Genomic DNA, 20,401 nt, shown 5'->3' with positions numbered 1-20,401 from the left:
GGAGCAGGCCCCCAACTCCGGCTTCAGCAGCGGCCGTTCAGGACCCGGACCCCTCGCCGTCCTCGATCTGCCGCTCCAGGCTGCGCGTCAGGTGCTCCGTCATCGCCTCGGCCGCCCGCTCGGGGTTGCGACGCAGCACCGCGCGTACGATCCGCTCGTGCTCGGCGACGGTCGGGCCCCAGGCGCCAACTACCTTGCTGAGCCGGAAGATGTGCAGATGCGCGTGGAGCCGCTGCACCGCGTCCGCCAACAGCGGTCGGTGCGCGGCCTGTCCGATCGCCTCGTGGAAGCGCTGGTCGAGGGCGGCGAAGTCCCGGTACGACGCGTACCGTTCGTTCGGGCTCGGGTGGGCCTGCATCTCCTCGACGATCCGCTCCAGGCCGTCGAGTTGCGCCTCGGTCGCGTTGCCGGCGGCCAGCGCGGCCGCCTTCGGCTCCAACAGCAGCCGCATCTCGAAGAGTTCGTCGAGACCCTGCCGGGTGAGCAACTGCGTGGCCCGGTATCCGGAGAGCGCCCGCTTCACCACCAGCCCGTCGGACTCCAGCCGGGCCAGCGCCTCCCTGACGGGCGTCGGCGAGACCTTGAGGGTGCGGGCCAGCGCCTCGATGCCGACGCGGGCGCCGGGGGCGATCTCGTGGTCCATGACCATCGCCTTGATGCGTTCGTACACGCTGTCCGACAGCGCCTGCCGGACGGGCGGCACACTCCGCTCGTCACCCTCGCCCTCGTCCGGGACCCCGGCCGCGGAAGGACTGTGCGGCGGCATCCCGACTCCCCCTCAAGGCACTTGGCGTTCCCGACAGTTTACCCAGGTAGACGGGTTGAGAGAGGGGTGCCCGCAGAACATCGCCGACCGGTTCGGCCCGTCACCCCGCCTCCGCGGCGACCGTCGCCGTTCCCCCGCTCTTCTCGGTCAGGTCGAGGCTGCTGCGCAGGCTGACCGGCTTCAGCAGGAGCGCGGCGACCACGGCGAGGACGGCAGCACCGGCCGAGAGGAGGAAGATCTGGGCGGTGGCGTCGCCGTACGCGACATGGATGATCTCCTGTACGGCGGCGGGCTGCGCGGAGACATCGGAGGCGGTGCCCGTGGTCCGCAGTCCCGCGGAGGCGAGCCCGTGCGCGATCTGGTCCTGGACGTGCCGGGCGAGTACGGCGCCGAGGACGGAGACGCCGATCGTGCCGCCGAGGGACCGGAAGAACGACACCGTGGAGCTGGCCGAGCCGATGTCCTTCAGCGGCACGGTGTTCTGCACGACGAGCACCAGGTTCTGCAACGTCATGCCGACGCCCATCCCGACACACAGCATCGCCACGCCCAGCAGGAGCATGGGCGTCTTCGAGTCGATGGTGCCGAGCACGGCGAACCCGACCGTGAGCAGGACGGCGCCGGTGATGATGAACGGCTTGATCTTCCCGGTCCTGCTGATCAGCCGCCCCGCGACCGTGGAGGCGATCAGGATGCCGGCCATCATGGGAATCGTCAGCAGACCCGCCTCGGTCGGACTGTGCCCACGGCTGAGCTGGAAGTACTGGCTGAGGAACACCGCGGCGCCGAACATCGCCGTACCGACGGCGAGGCTGCCGACGATCGCCAGCGCGGTCGTCCGCTGCCGCACGATGTGCAGCGGTACGACGGGTTCGGCGGCCCGCGACTCCACCCACACGGCCGCGCCGATCAGCGCCAGCCCGCCGGCCACCATGACCGCGGTCTGCCACGAGGCCCAGCCGAAGGAGTTGTCGACGAACGACACCCACACCAGCAGCACGCTGACACCCGAGGCGATCAGGGTCGCCCCCAGGTAGTCGATCTTGACGTTCTCACGGCGGAGGACGGGCAGGTTCAGCGTCCGCTGGAGCATGAACAGCGATACGGCCGCGATCGGCACGCCGATGAAGAAGCACCAGCGCCACCCCAGCCACGAGGTGTCGACGATGACACCGCCGAGGAGCGGCCCGCCGATGGTCGACGTGGCCGTGACGCTGCTCAAGTAGCCGCTGTAGCGGCCGCGTTCGCGGGGCGGGATCATCGCCGCGAGGGTGATCTGGACGAGAGCCTGCACGCCTCCGACCCCGACCCCCTGCAACGCCCGCGAGGCTATGAGCTGCCCCGCGGTCTGGCTCACCCCGGACGCCAGGGCGCCCAGCACGAAGACGCCGATGGACACCTGCACGAGGGTCTTCTTGCTGAACAGGTCGGCGAGCTTGCCCCAGATCGGCGTCGTCGCCGTGGTGGTGAGGAGCGTCGCGGTGACGACCCACGTGTACTGCGTCTGCGACCCGTGCACCGCCCCGATGATCTTCGGTAGCGCGCTGGAGACGACCGTACTGCTGAGGGTGGAGACGAACAGCGCGAGCAGCAGCCCGCTGAGGGCCTTCAACACCTTCCGGCGGGCCGCGGGGGACGTGTCCGACGGACTCGACTCGTTCACTGCCGTGCTCATCAGACGGACTCCAAGACACCGGTTCGCTATACGCCGTGTATAGCGACGACGGTTCACCATACATGGCGTATAGCGGCGGCAGACAGTGCCGATACGCCTGACCTGCTCCAAGGCCATCAGCCGGGAGGCCTCCGCGGCCTGCCACGTGCGGCACTGCTCGTCATCGACTCTGTTCGAAGTGGCTGGGGCGGCCTTCGCGTTGGACAAGCCGCCCCTGCTCGGCAGCTCTGGTCCTCGGCATGAGGGTCCAGGTCTCGTCGGTGCGGCACAGGGCAGCCGAGTGCCAGGGGGTGGTCCAGACGTCGGGTGCGTCGAGGAGGCGGATGCCGAACTTGGGGGCGCCGATGGGCTGGGGGTGGATGGACAGGCGTACGGCGTCGGGGTGGTGGTCGGCGATGAGGTCGCCCCAGGCTCGACTGCGCTGCATGACTCCGTACGCGCGCTGCCGACAGGCGCGTTGAAGCGCTGAGCGGGTGCCCCGGTGATCGGCGGTGTCCTCCACGAGGAAACGGGTGATCCCCCGGTACAACGCCAGAGCATGGTCGTCGGCGCGGATCTCGCCGCGCAGCACGTCCAGGTGCGGGGCGTAACGCCTGTGGACGTGGGCTCGCTTCTCGTCGTGCGAGAGGTCACCGAGGACATCACGCAGGTCGAAGACGGACAGTCTCTCCAGGCCCAACTTGCTTATCAGGATGCGGAGTTCATCGGCATAGGCGTCGATGTTCTCGTCGGGGACGCCGATGAGGTCGCCGAAGATGTGGCCGTCGGAGCAGATGACCATGCGGGCGCCGGGTGGGTAGATGCGCTCGATCGCCGTACAGAGGGTGTTCAGGAAGGTAAGGGAAAGGCGTTCGCCCATGTCGGGGAGGTGGCCGAGGACCTTGGCCGGGTTGGGGGACTTGCATGGGAAGCCGGGGAGGGTAAAGGCGATGGGGGCGCCTGCACGTACGAAGTCGGTGATCTGGCCCAGTTGATGAGGGAACGCCTCGGCCGAGGCGTGGGCCCGGTCGGTCGTGCGGTGATGTGGCAGGAGCAGGTTCAGGATCGCGGTGCTGGTGCTGGTGCTGGTGCTGGTGCTGGTGCTGGTGCTGGTGCTGGTGCTGGTGCTGGTGGGGAGGGTGTCCGGCGTGGTCGTCAACGGCATGTCGTTCCTCCGGGTGGCGTGCGGGCATGACGGCATGGCGCCGTGGCGGGTCATGGCCGGGCGCCGTGGGTCGGGTGGGGCAGGTCAGGTGGAGGCGGGGCGGGCGTCCGCGCCCGCCCCGGTCATCCCGAGCTCTGTGTCAGAGGCGTCGGTCGTAGCCGACGGGCAGATGGTTGGTGCCGCGGCCCAGGACGGCCGGGATCCATTCGATGTCCTCGTCCCTGATGGCCAGGTGCAGGCCGGGCAGTCGGGCGAGCAGGGTGCCGAGCGCGGTCTGGAGTTCGGCACGGGCGAGGGCGGCGCCGGGGCAGAAGTGGATGCCGTGGCCGAAGGCCAGGTGGGGGTTCGGGGAGCGGTCGAGGTCGAGGGTGTCGGGGTCCGGGAAGCGGCGCGGGTCGCGGTTGGCCGCGCACAGGGAGACGATCACCGAGTCGCCGGCCGGGACCTCGGTGCCGTGCAGATCGCTGTCCTGGTCGAAGAAGCGCCAGGTCGTCAGCTCGAAGGCGCTGTCGTAGCGCAGGAGTTCCTCGACCGCGCGGGGCAGGAGAGCCGGGTCGTCGCGCAGGCGGGTCAGCTGGTCCGGGTTGCGGAACAGGGCGATCAGGGCGGTCGTGATCTGGTTGGTGACCGGTTCCTGGCCGGCGACCAGGAGCTGGAAGATCATCGAGTCCAGCTCCTCCTGAGACAGTTCGTGGCTGTCGCGGGCCACGACGAGTCGGCTGAGCAGGTCGTCCTCCCCGTGTTCGCGCTTGTGGGAGACGACCTCGGCTATGTAGCTCTGTAGGCCGTGCAGGCGGGCCTCGTACCTCGGGCGTCCCGGATCGGTGGGGCCGACCGGCTGGACGACCTTGCCCCAGTCGCGGTCGAAGCGGTCCGCCAACTCCCGCGGGAGGCCGATGACTTCGGCGAGGACCTGGAAGGGGAAGCGGGCGGCGAAGCCGGCGACGAGGTCGGCTGGGCCGGTCCCGGGCAGAGCGTCGACCAGCGCGTCCGCCAACTCCTGGAAACGGGGCCGGAGTTCCTCGATCCGACGGGGCGTGAACGCGTCGGTCACGAAGCGCCGCATGTGGGTGTGCTCGGGCGGGTCCTGGTGAAGGAGGTGGGCCTGGAGCTGGGAGTGCTGCGGCTCCGGCATGATCGAGGCGCGGGCACGCCAACTGTCGTTGCCGCGCTCGTGGTTCTTTCCGAGGCGGTCGTCGTTGAGGGCGGAGTGGGCGGCTTCGTAGCCGGTGACGAGCCATGCCTGTACGCCGCTGGGGAAGAGGACGCGGTGGACCGGGCCCGCGTCGCGCATCTCTTCGTAGAGGGGATAGGGGTCGGCTTTGTAGGGGCAGCCCATCAGCGGTACGGGCTCGGCGGCCACAGGCTCTTGGACGGTCATGAACGAGGCTCCTCAGAGGGCGAGTTCGGGCTGGTGGTGGTCGAGCCAGAGGGCGAGGTCGACGACGCGCTCCAGCCGCAGCCGGTGGCCCCACTCCAGTTGGTCCGGCGGGGTGTCGAGGCAGGGCTTGATGCGGGTCTCGTCGGCGAGGGCGCGGACCTGTTCGGTGGCCAGGGCGTCGCGGGCCATGTTCTGCAAGCCGCGGTTGTAGTCGGGGTGGTGGGTGGCCGGGTAGTGGTTCTTGGGCCGCCACAGGACCGACTCCGGCGCCAGGCCGGTACCGGTCGCGCGCAGCAGACTCTTCTCCCGGCCGTCGTGACTCTTCAGCGCCCAGGGGGTGGTGAAGGCGTACTCGACGAGCCGGTGGTCGCAGTACGGGACGCGCACCTCCAGGCCCTGCGCCATGCTCAACCGGTCCTTGCGGTGCAGGAGTTGGCGCAGCCAGCGGGTCAGGGACAGGTGCTGCATCTCGCGCTGCCGGTGTTCGGCGGGTGTCTCGTCGTCGAGATGCGGTACGGCGGCCAGCGCGCCGCGGTAGGTGTCGGCGCGGAACTCCCCGATGCGCAGGTCGAGTTCGGGGTTGAGCGGCATCGCGGCGTCGTCACCGGTCACCAGGAGCCAGGGGAAGGTGTCCGCGGCGAGCGCCTTCGGGTTGTGGAACCAGGGGTAGCCGCCGAAGACCTCGTCCGCCGCCTCGCCGGACAGGGCGACGGTCGAGTGCCGTCGTATCTCGCCGAAGAGGAGATACAGCGAGGTGTCCATGTCGCCGACGCCGATCGGCGAGTCGCGGGCCACGACGACCGCCTTGCGGTGCTCGGGGTCGAGCAGGGCGAGCGGGTCGAGGACGACGGTGCTGTGGTCGGTGCCGATGAAGGCACCGGCCTCGGTGGCGTACGGGGTGTCGTGGCCGGTGCGCAGCACGTCCCCCGTGAACTCTGACGCCTGGTCGCTGTAGTCGACGGCGTACGAGCGGATGCGGGCGTCCGGGCCCTCACGCAGGCGGAGTTCGTCGGCGAGGAGGGCGGTCAGGACGGTGGAGTCGAGGCCGCCGGAGAGCAGGCTGCACAGCGGGACGTCAGCTTCCAGCTGGCCGCGCGCGGCCGTTCCGACCAGCTCGCGGATCCGCTCGACGGTCGTGTCCCGGTCGTCGCCGTGGGCGCCCGCCTCCAACTGCCAGTAGCGGCGCTCACGGATGCCGGCCCGGTCCAGGACGAGCAGGCCGCCGGGCTCGACCTCGCGTACGCCGGACCACACGGTCGGCCCCGTGTTGAAGACCAGGCTGTACGCCTCCCGGAGGCCGTCGGCGTCCACGCGGGGCCGTATCTCCGGGTGTGCGAACAGGGCCTTGGGCTCGGAGGCGAAGGCGAGGCCGCCGTCAACCGGCGCCCAGTACAAGGGCTTTACGCCGAGTCGGTCGCGGACCAGCAATAGTCGCTGCTCGCGTTCGTCCCAGACGGCGAAGGCGAACATGCCCTCCAGGTGGTCGGCCACCGACTCGCCCCACTCGGCGTAGGCACGCAGCACCACTTCGGTGTCGCTGCGCGTGCGGAACTCGTGCCCCAACCCGCGCAGCTCCGCCCGTAGTTGGTGGTGGTTGTAGACCTCGCCGCTGTAACTGAGCACCACGTCCGACTGGTCGATCATGGGCTGTACGCCGCCCGCGAGGTCGATGACGGACAGGCGGCGGTGGCCGATCGCGGCGTGTTCGCCGAGCCACACGCCTCCGGCGTCGGGGCCGCGCGGGGTGAGGGTGGCGGTCATGGCCTCGATGACCGGGGCCCGGTTGCGGGCGTCGTGGTGGAAGGACGCCCAGCCGGTGATTCCGCACATGAGGATGGCTCCTGGGTCAGTGGTGGGCGGCGGGCGCCGCGTCGGTCGACGTCTCGGGCTGCTCGGGGACGGGGGTGGACCTCGGGCCGGACAGGGCGAGCAGGGGTACGGCGAGGCAGGCGGCGGTGGCGGCCAGGGCGAGCCCCGCTCGCGCGCCGCCGGCCAGCGCCCAGGCGGTGGTGGCCAGGGCCGGGCCGAGGGTGAAGCCCAGGCTGCGGGCGAGTTGGACCGTCGAACCGACGGTCGCCGTCCGGTCCGGCGGAGCGGCGCCCATCACCAGGGCCTGCGTCGGACCGCCGTAGAGGCCCATGCCGATGCCGGCCAGTGCCAGCCGCCAGGCCACGTCCCCCGCCGACCAGCCGGCGCCGAGCGGGACGAGCAGGAGCAGGCCGGTGGCGGTGAGCGCGGCGCCGGTGAGCGCGACCGGCCGGGCGCCCCAGCGGTCGGCGAGGCGTCCGCCGAGCGGGCCCGCCAGGCCCATGCCGAGCGGGAAGGCGAGCACGGTCAGGCCGGTCGTCGTGGCGTTCAGCCCCTCGTCGCGCTGGAGGTGCAGGGCGACGACGTAGTGCATGGCGGCGAAACCGGCCGCGAGGGTCAGTACCGCTCCGTGGGCCGGGAGCAGTCCCGTCGCGCGGAGTACGCCGGTCACCGGGCGTCCGCCGGGGCCGCGCAGCCAGCGCCACAACGGTGGTACGGCGGCCAGGGCGAGGAGCAGCCAGGCCGGGTCGTCCGCCGCGAGTGTCAGCGCGAGGAGCAGGGCCGCGACGCCGGCGGCAACCAGCAGCGCGTCGGCCATGGACCGGCGATCGGGCGCGCGCAGCCTGCCGTCCCTCGGCATCGCCTTCCAGGCGACGACCAGGGCGAGCACGCAGAACGGGATCTTGACCAGGAACACGGCACGCCAGCCCAGATGGTCGAGCAGCAGTCCGCCCACCGCCGGTCCGGTCACCGCGCCCAGCGGACCCAGTGTCGCGGGCACGCTCATCGCCCGCGCCCTCAACTCCGGTCGTACGGAACGGATCGCGAGCACCGGCATCAGCACGAACAGCACCGCGCCGAACGCGCCCTGCGCGAGGCGGGCCGCGATCAGCCAGGCCGCCCAGGGGGCGACGGCCGCGAGGGCACTGCACAGACCGAAGCCCGCGGTCGCCGTCAGCGCCGCCGAGCGCGGGCCCACGCCGTCCAGCCACCGGCCGACCGGTAACAACAGGGCCACAACGGGGAGTTGATAGCCCAGCACGGCCCACTGTGCGGTCGCGGCGGATACGTGCAGACCGTCGGCGATGTCCGCCAGGGCCACATTGACGATGTTCATGTCGAGCATCGCGATGAACGACAGCACGCCCGCCACCGCCACCAGCAGCCAGCGGTCCTCCTGTGCCTTGCCGACGGATATGTGGCCGGGCTGTTCCGAACCGGGACTTCGGTGCGTCACCTCTGTGCCCCTCCCCTCACGGGTGGGCTGCCGGACGGCAGCCTCGTCCCACAAGTCGGGGGAAAACCGGGGTGAGTTCCCGGGCGGCGGCCGGCAAAACGGTGAGCGATGTCCGAGCCGGCGAAGGGAACTCCGCGCCCCGCTCGGCCGACTACTGAAAGACAGCCCCTCAAGACGACAGGAGTTCCCCATGGCTCAGAAGCAGTACAACGTCACCGGCATGACCTGCGAGCACTGCGCGGCGAGCGTCAAGGAAGAGGTCGGCGAAGTGGCGGGCGTGAGTGAAGTCGTGGTCGACCTCGCCGCGCACTCCGTCACCGTGCACGGCACGGACCTCGACGACGCGCGGCTGCGCGCGGCCATCGTCGAGGCCGGTTACGCCGTCGCCGACTCGATCTCCGACTCGGTCGCCGCCTGACCGAACCTGCCGAACCGAGGAACGGGCAGGACGACACCACCCCCGTCGTCCTGCCCACCCCGGCTCACACGCTGGTCTCCACCACCTCGGTCGACTCCGCATCGGCGGGCGTCTGATGGTCGAAGGCGATCAGCGGATCCCCGGTGAGCGGATGGTCGATCACTGCCGCACGTACACCGAACACCTCCGACATCAACTCCGGTGTGAGCACCTCGCGTGGCGGTCCGGAAGCCACCACGGCTCCGGCGTGCAGTACATGCAGCCGGTCGCAGACCGACGCGGCGGCGTTGAGGTCGTGCAGCGACACGAGGGTCGTACGGCGCTGGGTGTGCAACAGGGCGAGCAGTTCGACCTGGTGGCGGATGTCGAGGTGATTGGTCGGCTCGTCCAGGACCAGGACGTCCGGGTTCTGCGCGAACGCCCTTGCCAGCAGGACGCGTTGGCGTTCGCCGCCGGACAGGGCCGTGAAGCGACGTCCGGCGTGGCCGGCCATGCCGACGTCGGCGAGAGCACGGGCCACGATGTCCCGGTCGGTGGCGTCCTCGCCCGCGAAGGCCCGCTTGTACGGGGTGCGCCCCATGGCGACAACCTCGCGCACGGTCAACTCGAAGTCGCTCCCCCGCTCCTGCGGCAGGGCGGCCACATGCCGGGCCGACCGCACCGGGCTCATCTCACGGAGGTCGGTGCCGGCCAGCAACACCCGCCCGGCCGTGGGTCGTAGGTGCCGGTAGACGGTGCGCAGGAGCGTGGACTTGCCGCTGCCGTTCGGCCCGACCAGGCCGGTGATCTCGCCCTCGGCCGCCATCAGATGGGCGCCCGCCACGACCGTACGTCCGGCGTACGCGACGTGCAGGTCCTCGATGTCGATCCTCAACTGTCGCTCCCCAGACGCCGATCGAGCAGATACAGCAGGGCCGGGGCCCCCAGCAGCGAGGTCACCACGCCGACCGGCAGCTCCTGCGTGTCCATCGCGGTACGGCAGACGATGTCGACCACCACCAGCAGTACGGCGCCGAAGAGAGCGGACAGGGGCAGCAGTCGGCGGTGGTCGCCCCCGACGACCAGGCGGCAGACGTGCGGCACCATGAGCGCGACGAACGCGATCGCGCCCGACACGGCGACCAGGACGCCGGTCAACACACTGGTGACGGTGAACAGTTCACGCCGTAGCCGGGTGACGTCGACGCCGAGCCCGGCCGCGGTCTCGTCGCCCATGAGCAGGGCGTTCAGCGCGCGGGCGCGCGCCTGAAGACACAGCCAGGCGACGGGTACGGCGATGGCGGGGACGGCGAGCAGGGGCCAACTCGCCCCGCTCAGGCTGCCCATGAGCCAGAACAGCACGCTGTGGGTCTGCTGCTCGTCCCCCGCCTGGAGGACCAGGTAGCTGGTGAAGCCCGACAGGAACTGGCCGATCGCGACACCGGCCAGCACCAGCCGCAGCGGGGCGAATCCGCCGCCCCGACGGGCGATCGCCCACACGAGCGCGAAGGTGGCCAGCGCTCCGGCGAACGCCGCGCCGGACAACCCGAGTCCGAGCCCACCGCCCGCCCCGAGGCCCAGCACGATCGCCGCGACCGCGCCCAGCGAGGCGCCGTTGGAAATGCCCAGCAGGTACGGATCGGCCAGCGGGTTGCGCACCAGGGCCTGCACGGCCGTACCGACGAGACCGAGTCCGGCGCCGACCAGGGCGGCCAACAGGGCGCGTGGGAGCCGGAGTTGCCAGACGATCAGGTCGTTCGTGCCCGGGCGGGGTGCTTCACCGGAGAGGCGTCGCCACACCACGCTCCACACCTCGGCGGGCGGGATCGATGTCGAGCCCCGGGCGACCGCGGCCGTCAGTGCCACGAGCAGGGCCACGGCGAGGACGACGGCCAACGGGCCCGCGCGCAGGCTGCGCGTCTCCGCGGACGCTCGCCCGGCGCTCTCGCGCCGTACCACCAAGGAGGCCACGGTCAGCCGACCTTGCCCGGGTAGAGGGTCTTGGCGATCTCCTCGACCGTGTCGGCGTTCTGGACCCCGGCGATGGTGGTCCGCTCCGAGCCGATGCGCAGGAAGTGGCCTTCCTCGACCGCCTTCAGGCCCTTGGTCGCCGGGTTGGACGTCAGCCACTTCTCCGCCTCGTCGAACGCCTTCTCGTTCGCCGCGTCACTCCCCCGGTTGCGGACCGCGAGCTGGATCCAGTCCGGGTTCTCGGCGATCACGTCCTCCCAGCCGACCTGCTTGTAGTCGGCGTCGCAGTCGGCGAAGACGTTGCGGGCGCCGGCCAGGGTGATGACCGCGTTGGCGAGCTGGCGGTTGCAGACGACGGTGGGCTGCTTGGTGCCGGAGTCGTAGTCGAAGAAGAAGTAGGTCGGACGCGCGCTCTCCGCGGTGGCGCCGACCGCCTTCTGGACCGCGGCCACCTTCGTCTTCATCTCGGCGACGAGTTCCTTCGCCTTGGTGCTCGTGCCGGTGACCGCGCCGAGGGAGGTGATGTCGGCCTCGACGGCGGACAGGTCGGTCACCGCGCTCTTGCTCTGCGCCGCGCAGGCGGTCGACTTCAGGTAGATGTGGCTGATCCCGGCCGCCTTGTACTCCTCGGCGGTCGGCGTGTCACCCATGCCGTTGCCCATGCCGCCCATCGACGCGAACGTGTCGATGTACAGGTCGGCGCCCGAGCCGAGGAGCTTCTCCTTGGGGATCACGCTCTGGCTGAGCACCTTCACCCGCTGCGCCTGCGCGTCGAGCGTGCCGCTCAACGTGCCCTTGCCGGGCGGGAATCCGGTGCCGATCACCTTGCCGCCGGCGCCGAGGCGGAGCAACAGCTCCAGGCTGGAGGCGTTGCTGGTGACGATCTTCTTCGGGGCGGCGGAGAAGGTGGTCCGGGCACCCGCGCAGTCGGTGACGGACACCGGGTAGTCACCCGAGACGGCCTTCCCGGCGCTCACGTCGGCCGTCCCCTTCGCTCCGGCACCGCAGCCCGCCGCCAGCAGGCCGCCGAGCACGACGGCCGCCGTACATCCCCACACACGAGAACGCATCGCAAGTCTCCAGGTTCCACTCGGTACATGGGCGACCGTCCGTCACCCGCTCCAGTAGTCGGGGTGAACTCCCCGTGAGTTCCCGCCCACTTGGCCATACGGCTCAGGAGAAGCGCTCGCGGCACTCGTGCGGCGAGACCCGAAGCACGCGGAGGAAGACGTTGCGCATCGTGGCCTCGGTACCGAAGCCTGCCTCCCGCGCTATGTCCTCGACGTCGCGGACCGTCTCGGTCAGCAGCCGGGTCGCCGCGCCCACCCGGGCCCGCCGCACGTACTCCTTGGCCGACATGCCGACCTGTGCCCGGAACAGAGCGGACGTCCGGTGCGGCGAACTGCGCCTGTCCGCCCGGCTTCCTCAGGTAGGTGACCAGGAGCCGGGCCATGTAGACGAGGACACCGATCGCTCCGGCGGTCTTCTCCCCGACCACCGGAATGCCGTCGGCCCCCGGAAGGATCACCGTGTCGGCGTCGGTCGCATCGGCGAGAGCACGGTCCGGCAGGACGGTGAGTCCGCTGGAGGTACGGACCGGAACACCGTCGAGGGAGACCGTCATGACGTCGTAACGGACGTCGACCACAACGGCGTTCGCCCCCGAGAGGACATCGGCGGGTCCCGAGAAACCGAGGCTCTGAACCCCGTCGTAGAGCGGAATGACGACCAAGTGCCGCTGCCCGCCGGTCTGTTGACCTTGCATCGCGATCTCACTCCCGCGTCAGCTGGTGACGGGGGTGTCGGTGCCGAGTCCGAACGGCCGGCACCGACACCCCCTGTCGCGCTTAGCCCGCCGCTACGGCGGGCTCGTCCGCCTCGGCCAGCAGATCCGTCAACGTCGCCCGGGCCCGCGCCACCCGGGAGCGGACCGTGCCGATCGGGCAGTCGCTCGCCTCGGCCGCCTCCGCGTACGGCAGGCCCAGCATCTGGGTGAGGACGAAGGCTTCGCGGCGCTCGTCCGGCAGCGCGGCCAGCAGGTCGAGGAGCGCGACACCGTCGTCGAAGCCGGGCAGGTCGATCGGCTGGGCCAGTTCGATCGCCAACTGCCAGTCCGGTACGTCGGACAGGCGGGGCCGGGCGGCGGCGTAACGGTAGCTGTCGATGACGGCCCGGCGGGCGATCGACAGCAGCCAGGTACGCGCCGAGGAGCGGCCCTCGAAGCGGTGCAGGCTGCCGAGCGCGCGCAGGAACGTGTCCTGTGCCAGGTCGTCGACGGCCTGTGGATCGCCGCAGAGATGAGCCACGTACCGCTGGACGTCGCGTTGCAGGGCCCGGACGAAGTGCTCGACCGCGTCCGCGTCACCGCCCCGGGCGGCGAGCGCCCACGCGGTGATCGCCTCGTCGAGAGATGCCGCTTTCGCGCCTTTGCCGCGCGAAGCGGGCAGGGCAGGAGTGATCACCTGGAGTCCTTCTCAGTCATCCGTGATCCGGACCGAGGCACGCGGGAACGCGGGCGGTCCGGTGAGTGGGGTGAGACGGCCCTACGGCGCTTGCGCGGACGTACGGCCGTGGCCCGGGGCACGCCGCACGGGCGGCCTCGGGATACCGGCTGTCTCAGACGACAGCGGTCCGAACTGGCGGCCCCCGGGAAGTGATCGTGTGGACCAGAAGAAGAAGGCGCGGGGCCCGGTCCGAGTGGAGGCCGCGCACACGGACGGACGGCCGGTCCGTGGGCGCGGGAAGGGCGAGCAACAGCCTCAGCGGAGCCGCCAGCCGGCCGGCGACGGCGCGCAGGATACGGAACGCGGCCCGCTCGCCGTACGCCAGCCATAGTCCGCACAGCAGTGCGGCCAGCAGGTGGGCGCCGAGCATGCCGGCCGACGAGTCCCCCATGGGCATGGAGTCCATGGGGGTCGTGCTCGTGTGCCCCATGTCCATGGAGTCCGTCCGCATCGAGCCCATGTTCATGTTCATGGAGGCCGATTCACCGGACGCCGACTGGGCGAGTGAGAACGCGGAGTGCAGCACCGTCTGGGCGGCGACCACGACCGTCACGATCAGCGGGAGCCCGCGCTCACGGCCCGCCAGGCACCAGCCCGTGGCACCGGTCGAGACGAACCCTGCGGCCAGTGCCCACCCGGGCACGTGGTTCCCGGACATCATGACGTGGCCCAGGGCAGCGAGCAGCACACAGACGGCCGCGAACACCGCGGCCCGTATCGCTCGAGAACACCACCCTGGCCTCATGGCGCCTCATCCTTGCATCAGGGCGTCGACCGTCATGTGTCGGTACGCAAACCCATAGCCCACCACACTCAATCCACAGCATGTGATCCAGACCACAGCAACAAGCCGGAACTCGATGGGAATCCCGTCCGACTTCTATGGAGAGGGAACTGCGGTACTGGCGCCGTCGAGGCAATAGCTCCTTCTCCTCCGTTCACTGGTGGACACCATGCTCCAGACACGGAAACTCCTCGACAGCGTCACCTGCGCCGGCCGTCTCAGGAACGAAGACCTCGTCCGGGCCGTGGGCATGCTTGGCGAATGCAAACAGACGGCCACCGCCACCGCCTGCGCGGTCGGCGGGGCCGATGTCTGCCCGGAGGTCCTGGTGGCCGTCCGCTCATGGCGTTCACGGCACCTGTGTCATGAGCGCGGCCGGACCACCACCGCGATCGTCTTCACCGCTCCGCTGCGCTCGAATCGCAGTGTGAACGGCACGAGGTCGCCCGCCTGCCAGCCCGCCTCGGCCCGCAGGGTCACGTCCAGGCCCTCCGGCGACATGGACAGTTCACGGCCCGCCGATACGACGACGGAAGCCACGTCGGCCTTGTAGGCGATCGCGCCGTCCGCCATGCGATGGCGGCTGAGGGCGATCTCCCCTCCCGTGGCGGAGGACGTCACCCCGACGAGGCGGTCGTCCGCGCCACCGAGGTTGGAGACGTCGAAGAACGCGGCGGTGTCCGTGTTGTCGCCGTAGGGCAGGTAGACCCGGCTGTTCGAGACGGTGATCCGGGCCGGGCTTCCCGCCTTGCCCGCGCCGGCCCAGGCCGTCAGACCGGCCAGGGCGACGCCGCACACGGCGACGGGCGCGACCGCGGCGAGCAGGGTGTCGGTGAGTCGGCGGCGGGTCGGCCGCCAAGGGTGTGGTCCGTTCATCGGGTACGCCTCCCAGCGGCCGCCGTCGGCTGCCAACCGCGCAGCCGCAGGCTGTTGGCGACGACCAGCACCGAGCTGACCGACATGGCAGCGGCCGCGAGCATGGGGTTGAGCAGGCCGACCATGGCGAGCGGCACGGTCACGACGTTGTAGCCGAAGGCCCACACGAGATTGGTGCGGATCGTGCCCAGGGTGCGCCGGGCCAGTCGCACGGCGTCCGCGAGGGCCTCGATGTCGCCACGTACGAGGGTCACGTCGGCGGCCCCGATGGCCACGTCCGTGCCAGTACCCATGGCGATCCCGAGGTCGGCCACGGCGAGTGCCGCGGCGTCGTTCACGCCGTCTCCGATGACCGCGACCCGGTGGCCCTGATCCTGTAGGTCCCGCACGAGGTCGGCCTTGCCCTCGGGTGTGCAGCGGGCGTGCACCACGTCGATGCCCAGCGCCGCCGCGACGGCCCGGGCGGGTGCCTCCCGGTCGCCGGTGGCGAGCACGGGCCGCACGCCGAGGCACCGCAACTGGTCGACGGCGCGGTAGCTTCCGGGGCGTACGACATCCCCGATCTCGATCAGCGCCTCAGGCACGCCGTCCACCCGCACCAGTACCGGAGTGTGCGCGGCGGCCTCCGCCACGGACAGGGCATCCGCGAGAGCGCCGGGCAACTCACCGTCCGGGGCGAGGACTTCGACCAGCAGTCCCCCGATCCGGCCTCGCACCCCCTTGCCCGGCAGGGCAAGGAACTCGCTCACGTCCGGCAACGCCCGTTCAGGCAAAGCACGTTGGGCATACGCAGTGATCGCCCGGCCCAGCGGATGTTCCGAACCCTGCTCGACCGCGCCGGCCAGCCGCAGCACCGCGCCCTTCCCCAGCCCGCCCGGTACAGCCGTGACCCAGGCGACGGTCATGTGCCCGGAGGTGAGCGTGCCGGTCTTGTCGAGGACGACGGTGTCGAGATGCCGGAGCCCCTCCAGGGCCTGCGGACCGCTGACGAGGACGCCCAGTTGGGCGCCCCGGCCGGTCGCGGCCATCAACGCGGTCGGGGTCGCCAGGCCCAGCGCACACGGGCAGGCCACGACCAGGACGGCCACGCACGCGGTGAGTGCGGCCTGCGGATCGGCCCCGGCACCGAGCCAGAACCCGAGCGCCGTGACAGCCAGCGCCAGCACGACGGGCACGAAGACCCCCGCGACCGCGTCGGCGAGCCGTTGCGCCTTCGCCTTCCCCGCCTGCGCCTCGGTCACCAGCCGGGTGATACGGGCGAGTTGGGTGTCCGCCCCGACGGCAGTGGCCCGTACGAGAAGCAGCCCACCGGAGTTGACGGCCCCACCGACCACAGCCGAGCCCGGCCCGACCTCGACGGGCTCGCTCTCGCCGGTGACCAGGGACAGATCCACGGCCGAACTGCCCTCCGCCACCTGCCCGTCGGTGGCGACCCGCTCGCCGGGCCGCACGAGGAATACCTGCCCGACCCCCAACTCCTCAATGGGGACGAGTCGTTCGACACCGCCTTCGCGCACCGAGACGTTCTTCGCCGCGAGTTGCGCGAGTGACCGCAGTGCCGCCCCGGTACCGCGCCGGGCCCGTGCCTCCAGGAAGCGGCCCGCGAGCACGAACAGCGGTACGCCGACGGCCGCTTCGAGATAGATGTGGGCCACGCCGTCCGACGCGGAAGGGACCAACGTGAACGGCATCCGCATCCCGGGATCTCCGGCGCCGCCGAGGAAGAGCGCGTACGCGGACCAGGAGAAAGAGGCCGCGACGCCGAGGGACACCAGCGTGTCCATGGTGGCCGCCGAGTGCCGCAACCCCCGTACCGCCCGCACATGGAACGGCCACGCGCCCCACACGGCGACCGGCGCGGCCAGCGCGAAACACAGCCACTGCCAGTTGCGGAACTGTAGGCCGGGCACCATCGACAGCACGAGGACTGGCACCGCGAGCAACGCCGTGACCAGCAGCCGGTCGCGCTCCCGCCGCGCCTGTTCGAACTCCTCGTCGCCCTGGGCGCGTTGCTGTTCCTTCTTCTTCGGCGGCAGGGGAAGGGCGGCCGTGTAGCCGGCCTTCTCGACCGTAGCGACGAGTTCCTCGGGACCGATCTCCGGCGGATGGCTCACGCGGGCCCGCCCGGTGGCCAGATTGACGGTCGCGGTGACGCCGTCCAGCTTGCCGAGCTTCTTCTCGACGCGCTTCACGCAGGCGGCGCAGGTCATGCCGCCGACCGTGAGATCGGTCGTCACTAGGACTGCCATCGCTTCGGCGCCCATCAGTTGCCTCCCCCGTGCATGTCCATGTCCCCCATGCCCCCGCTTCCGCTTCCGGTCCCGCCGGCGACTCCGGTGCCGCCGGTTCCGCTGGTTTCGCCGCCGCTCGTGCCGCTGGTGCCGCTGGTGCCGTGCATGCCGGGCGCGATGGGTCCGGCGCCGGCCCCGACTGCGTACGAGGTCGTGAACATGAGGGCCAGCAGCAGGAGAAAGCCACAGAGCGCGGGAGGGGGCGCGAGCTTCCGCAGCACCGCACCCACGCCGGAGGGGGATTGTCGGGACTCGTCCATCACCGGTCTCCAGATCGCGTCGCGCGGCACAGGTCGGAAGTCGTGGGATCGAGCCGCATCACTTCAGGAGTCGGACGGGACGGGTTCCGAGTTCCGACACGAATTTGTGGCGTGCGTCACATGAAAGTCGGTCACTGCCTGGAAGGTCGGTCACTGACTGGATGGACGGTTGCCCTGTCGGCGGGTCTCCGCCGACAGGGCAACCCGCACCGCTGCGACAGCGGACCACTACGTCGAGGAAGGGCCATGACGCCGGCCACGACGCGCCCACGCCGATGCAAGTCCCGTCGCGGGATGGGGACTTGTCGACCGGACAGTCGGCACGTAGCGTCCGGCCGATGCGTGCCGATTGATCCAGGTTCAAAGATGGGTTCCGAGTAGCCCGTTCAGCGGTCGTCGGGGATCAAGGTTCGCCGGTTCAGTCAAACCGGTCGCACTCGGCCGCCGCGTCGACGAACCCCTCGACGCCATCCCCGCCGGCACGGCGGCGCACTCCGATGCCGGCATTCGGATCGGCCGCCCGGAGCCCGCGGCCCTCTCCAGGCAGACAGGCGCCCACCGTCATCGTGACGTAACCCTCACGTGACGAACCGCCCTCAACTCTCACGTAACGGTAGTGTTGGATCGTGACGATACGTGTGCTGATCTGCGATGAGCTCCCGGTGGTACGGGACGGGCTGGCGGCGACGCTCAGCAGCGATCCGGGCATCGAAGTCGTCGGCACCACGGGCGACGGGACAGAGGCACTCTCACTGGTGCGGCGGCTGTCGCCCGACGTACTGATCACCGATTTCCGTCTGGCGGGGCTGTCGGGGCTGGACGTCGTGACCCGGGTGACCAAGAGTTCCGGTGGCAAGCCCGTGCCGGAGGTCCTCATGTTCAGCACCCGTACCGACGACGTCTCGGTCATGAAGGCCCTGGGGGCGGGGGCGTATGGGTATCTGGTGAAGCAGACGCCGCCGGCCGAGGTGATCCGCGCGGTACGCGCCCTGGCCGCGGGTGACGCCGCCGCCACCGGTGCGGTGACCCGGCGTCTGATCGATTGGCTGTTCTGGCGCCATGCCAAACCCGTGGCCGCCAGCCAGGAGAAGCTGAACGCGCTGACCCCGCGGGAGCGTCAAGCACTGCTGCTGGTGGCGGCGGGGATGTCCGACGACGAGATCTCCCAGAAGCTGACGCTTGAGGTGACCACGGTCCGCTCGCACCTGTACCACGTGCGGCAGAAGCTCGGCGTGCGCGATCGTGCCCAGCTCATCGTGTTCGCCTACCAGTCCGGTTTCAGTGTGCCCACGGCTCCCGTGCAGCCGGGCTGACCCGGCATCAGCCCGCCGCAGCCGCGGTCCGGGTGGCGGTCCAGAACAGGGCCAGACCGGTCAGGCTGATCAGTGTCACCAGGACGGTGGCGGCGGCCCAGCCGGTATGCGTGACGGTGAACCCGAAGACGGGTGGGCCGAAGAGGCTGCCCAGACAGCCCGCCTGGTTGAGCAGGCCGTAGCCGCGGCGCAGCGCGTAGGGGGATCGGGCAAGCGTCGGCATGCTCGCGTAGAGGGCGGCGAGGACGAGTCCGTTGGCGCCCATCAACACCGCCGCCCCGGCAGCGACCGCCGCCCAGGGGCTGACCTGATAGATCACGACGGCGGCGCACGGCATCGCGAGCGCGGCCACGGCGAGCCGGCGCGGGGTGAGCCCTCGGTGCATGAGCAGGCCGGCGGCCAGCCCGCCGGGAACACTGGCCAGGGACACCACGGCCGTGCTCGCGCTGCCCAGAGCCGCCGGGACGCCCCGGTGGTCGGCGAGGTCGGGCAGCAGCGCGATCACGGTGACCCCCAGCAGCGCGATGAGGCTGAAGGACACCGACAGCCACAGCACCGGGCGCAGCCCACCCGCGGTCCCACGGTGCTGACGTGCGTCGTTGGTGCCGGTCCCGGTCAGCCAGGTGCGAGCACCCACCAGCGGCACCACGGCGGGCACCACGGTCAGCACGGCGGTCAGCCGCCAGCCCAGTACACCGGCCAGAGTTCCGGCAGCCGAGGCGAGCGCCATGCCGACGGGAATGAACGTGCTCCACAGAGCGAGCGCGCCACGCTCCGTAGCCGGTCTGCACCGGGCGGACAGCACCAGCGGCCCGGTGATCACCACGAGCAGGTAGCCGCAGCCCTCCAGCATGCGCGCGGTGTACAGCAGGAGGACCGACGGGGAGACGACCTCCAGGATCCCGCCCAGCAGCATCACGGCGAGCCCGGCGCTGAGCACCCGGCCGAGATCGCCGCGCGCGATCCACAGCCCGGCGGGAAGGGCGAGCGCCGCCCCGACCACGGTGATGCCCGAGACCAGCCACCCGAACGCGGCGAGCGAGAGCCCGAAGTCGCCGCGTACGCCGGAGCTGAGGGAAATGAACCGGCCCAGAGCCATCCCGGCCGACACCCCCGCCGCGTAGACGAGCGCGACGGTGCCGCGTTCGGGAAGGACGCGTCGCTCGACGCGTGGTGCCTGTGTGCTCATGCAGAAGCGTTCCGCAGGAAGAGGGACACGCCGCTGAACAGGTCCCCGGCGTCGAGTTCGCCGAGGTCGGGTGTCACGACGTCACCGTCCAGCGCCTCGTGCAACCGGAAACCCAGCACGTCGATCCCCTCGCCGGTCAGGGTGTGGGTGGCCCGGTCGGACGAGCACAGCACGGCGGCAGCATGCCGGGAGATCTTGCAGGAGTCCGCCAGCAGTGGCCGCATCCAGCCCCGGCCGCGACAGCGAGTCCTTCGCCGTCGCCTTCCGCGTCAGGTCCGACGCGTACATGCAGTGCTCACACGCGACCGGGCACAGCTCGCTGAGGTGGATGAAGAAGCTCGACCCCCGCTCCGGAACAACCACACCGCGGTGGCGCACCGCCTTGATGACCCGCTCGCGCGACTCCTTCGGATGGTCGAACAGCGTGCCGTGACCCGCATCGATCCTCACGCGATCTCCTCGCCTCGACGGTCCGCGACCGTCCGGCAGCTCCTGGCACCACTCACCCGGGCCCCGCCGGGGCCGCACCGAGCCGTGACTCTATCCGCGGAGATCCCGACGAACATGAGCCTGATCACGCGATTT

At 70.8% G+C, this 20,401-nt stretch carries 19 protein-coding genes and 2 pseudogenes; 3 read left to right on the top strand and 18 right to left on the bottom strand.

Going from position 1 to position 20,401, the window contains the following annotated elements; translation table 11 throughout:
• Positions 1–37: 37 nt before the first annotated feature.
• The 6 genes from ACNFOC_RS01660 to ACNFOC_RS01635 form a co-directional block, all read right to left on the bottom strand.
• Positions 38–766, bottom strand: coding sequence for a GntR family transcriptional regulator (locus ACNFOC_RS01660; protein ID WP_416955807.1), 729 nt, complete (start codon positions 764–766; stop codon positions 38–40).
• Positions 767–866: 100 nt separating this feature from the next.
• Complete coding sequence (locus ACNFOC_RS01655) at positions 867–2,441, bottom strand: MFS transporter (RefSeq protein ID WP_416955805.1); 1,575 nt, start codon at positions 2,439–2,441, stop codon at positions 867–869.
• Between the two features lie 160 nt (positions 2,442–2,601).
• Positions 2,602–3,585: an L-tyrosine/L-tryptophan isonitrile synthase family protein gene (locus ACNFOC_RS01650; RefSeq protein ID WP_416955803.1), complete on the bottom strand. Its 984-nt coding sequence runs from the start codon at positions 3,583–3,585 to the stop codon at positions 2,602–2,604.
• 139 nt (positions 3,586–3,724) lie between these two features.
• The gene (locus ACNFOC_RS01645; RefSeq protein WP_416955801.1) at positions 3,725–4,966 is read right to left on the bottom strand and encodes a cytochrome P450 family protein; all 1,242 of its coding nucleotides are present in this window, start codon (positions 4,964–4,966) and stop codon (positions 3,725–3,727) included.
• A 12-nt stretch (positions 4,967–4,978) separates the two neighbouring features.
• The gene (gene asnB, locus ACNFOC_RS01640; RefSeq protein WP_416955799.1) at positions 4,979–6,796 is read right to left on the bottom strand and encodes an asparagine synthase (glutamine-hydrolyzing); all 1,818 of its coding nucleotides are present in this window, start codon (positions 6,794–6,796) and stop codon (positions 4,979–4,981) included.
• Positions 6,797–6,812: 16 nt separating this feature from the next.
• On the bottom strand, positions 6,813–8,231 hold the full coding sequence (locus ACNFOC_RS01635; protein ID WP_416955797.1) for an MFS transporter: 1,419 nt from the start codon (positions 8,229–8,231) through the stop codon (positions 6,813–6,815).
• A gap of 190 nt (positions 8,232–8,421) precedes the next feature.
• Between ACNFOC_RS01635 and ACNFOC_RS01630 the strand changes: the two genes are divergently transcribed.
• A complete protein-coding gene (locus ACNFOC_RS01630) occupies positions 8,422–8,649 on the top strand; it encodes a heavy-metal-associated domain-containing protein (RefSeq protein WP_416955795.1) in 228 nt (75 codons plus the stop codon).
• A 64-nt stretch (positions 8,650–8,713) separates the two neighbouring features.
• Here ACNFOC_RS01630 and ACNFOC_RS01625 read toward each other — a convergent pair whose 3' ends face one another.
• The 10 genes and pseudogenes from ACNFOC_RS01625 to ACNFOC_RS01580 form a co-directional block, all read right to left on the bottom strand.
• Positions 8,714–9,523, bottom strand: a complete 810-nt coding sequence (locus ACNFOC_RS01625; protein ID WP_416955793.1) for an ABC transporter ATP-binding protein — start codon at positions 9,521–9,523, stop codon at positions 8,714–8,716.
• Complete coding sequence (locus ACNFOC_RS01620) at positions 9,520–10,590, bottom strand: FecCD family ABC transporter permease (RefSeq protein WP_416955855.1); 1,071 nt, start codon at positions 10,588–10,590, stop codon at positions 9,520–9,522. Before ACNFOC_RS01620 ends, ACNFOC_RS01625 begins: the two co-directional genes overlap by 4 nt.
• A gap of 11 nt (positions 10,591–10,601) precedes the next feature.
• The gene (locus ACNFOC_RS01615) at positions 10,602–11,669 is read right to left on the bottom strand and encodes an ABC transporter substrate-binding protein (RefSeq protein ID WP_416955791.1); all 1,068 of its coding nucleotides are present in this window, start codon (positions 11,667–11,669) and stop codon (positions 10,602–10,604) included.
• A gap of 103 nt (positions 11,670–11,772) precedes the next feature.
• Positions 11,773–11,988: pseudogene (locus tag ACNFOC_RS01610) on the bottom strand (helix-turn-helix domain-containing protein); the annotation flags it as partial.
• 127 nt (positions 11,989–12,115) lie between these two features.
• Positions 12,116–12,364 (bottom strand): annotated as a pseudogene (locus ACNFOC_RS01605) (DJ-1/PfpI family protein); the annotation flags it as partial.
• An 82-nt stretch (positions 12,365–12,446) separates the two neighbouring features.
• A complete protein-coding gene (locus ACNFOC_RS01600) occupies positions 12,447–13,061 on the bottom strand; it encodes a sigma-70 family RNA polymerase sigma factor (protein ID WP_416955789.1) in 615 nt (204 codons plus the stop codon).
• 154 nt (positions 13,062–13,215) lie between these two features.
• Positions 13,216–13,848 (bottom strand): hypothetical protein, encoded by a 633-nt coding sequence (locus tag ACNFOC_RS01595; RefSeq protein WP_416955787.1) that lies wholly within the window; start codon positions 13,846–13,848, stop codon positions 13,216–13,218.
• 402 nt (positions 13,849–14,250) lie between these two features.
• Complete coding sequence (locus ACNFOC_RS01590; protein WP_416955785.1) at positions 14,251–14,763, bottom strand: copper chaperone PCu(A)C; 513 nt, start codon at positions 14,761–14,763, stop codon at positions 14,251–14,253.
• Positions 14,760–17,027 carry a heavy metal translocating P-type ATPase gene (locus tag ACNFOC_RS01585; RefSeq protein WP_416955783.1) on the bottom strand — a complete coding sequence of 756 codons (2,268 nt, stop codon included), beginning with the start codon at positions 17,025–17,027 and terminating at the stop codon, positions 14,760–14,762. Before ACNFOC_RS01585 ends, ACNFOC_RS01590 begins: the two co-directional genes overlap by 4 nt.
• On the bottom strand, positions 17,027–17,314 hold the full coding sequence (locus ACNFOC_RS01580; RefSeq protein WP_416955781.1) for a hypothetical protein: 288 nt from the start codon (positions 17,312–17,314) through the stop codon (positions 17,027–17,029). The genes ACNFOC_RS01585 and ACNFOC_RS01580 overlap by 1 nt, the downstream gene beginning before the upstream one ends.
• Before the next feature lie 626 nt (positions 17,315–17,940).
• Here ACNFOC_RS01580 and ACNFOC_RS01575 point away from each other — a divergent pair.
• The gene (locus ACNFOC_RS01575) at positions 17,941–18,627 is read left to right on the top strand and encodes a response regulator transcription factor (RefSeq protein WP_416955779.1); all 687 of its coding nucleotides are present in this window, start codon (positions 17,941–17,943) and stop codon (positions 18,625–18,627) included.
• 7 nt (positions 18,628–18,634) lie between these two features.
• Here ACNFOC_RS01575 and ACNFOC_RS01570 read toward each other — a convergent pair whose 3' ends face one another.
• Positions 18,635–19,816 (bottom strand): MFS transporter, encoded by a 1,182-nt coding sequence (locus ACNFOC_RS01570; protein WP_416955777.1) that lies wholly within the window; start codon positions 19,814–19,816, stop codon positions 18,635–18,637.
• Positions 19,813–20,040 (bottom strand): hypothetical protein, encoded by a 228-nt coding sequence (locus tag ACNFOC_RS01565; protein ID WP_416955775.1) that lies wholly within the window; start codon positions 20,038–20,040, stop codon positions 19,813–19,815. The genes ACNFOC_RS01570 and ACNFOC_RS01565 overlap by 4 nt, the downstream gene beginning before the upstream one ends.
• Here ACNFOC_RS01565 and ACNFOC_RS01560 point away from each other — a divergent pair.
• Positions 20,031–20,249, top strand: a complete 219-nt coding sequence (locus tag ACNFOC_RS01560) for a hypothetical protein (protein WP_416955773.1) — start codon at positions 20,031–20,033, stop codon at positions 20,247–20,249. The genes ACNFOC_RS01565 and ACNFOC_RS01560 overlap by 10 nt on opposite strands.
• Positions 20,250–20,401: the final 152 nt, after the last annotated feature.

It is taken from the genome of Streptomyces colwelliae (assembly GCF_048158785.1).
Taxonomy (GTDB): domain Bacteria; phylum Actinomycetota; class Actinomycetes; order Streptomycetales; family Streptomycetaceae; genus Streptomyces.
The sequence above is the reverse complement of the archived record's forward strand: the minus strand, read 5'-3'. Positions and strand labels throughout refer to the sequence as shown.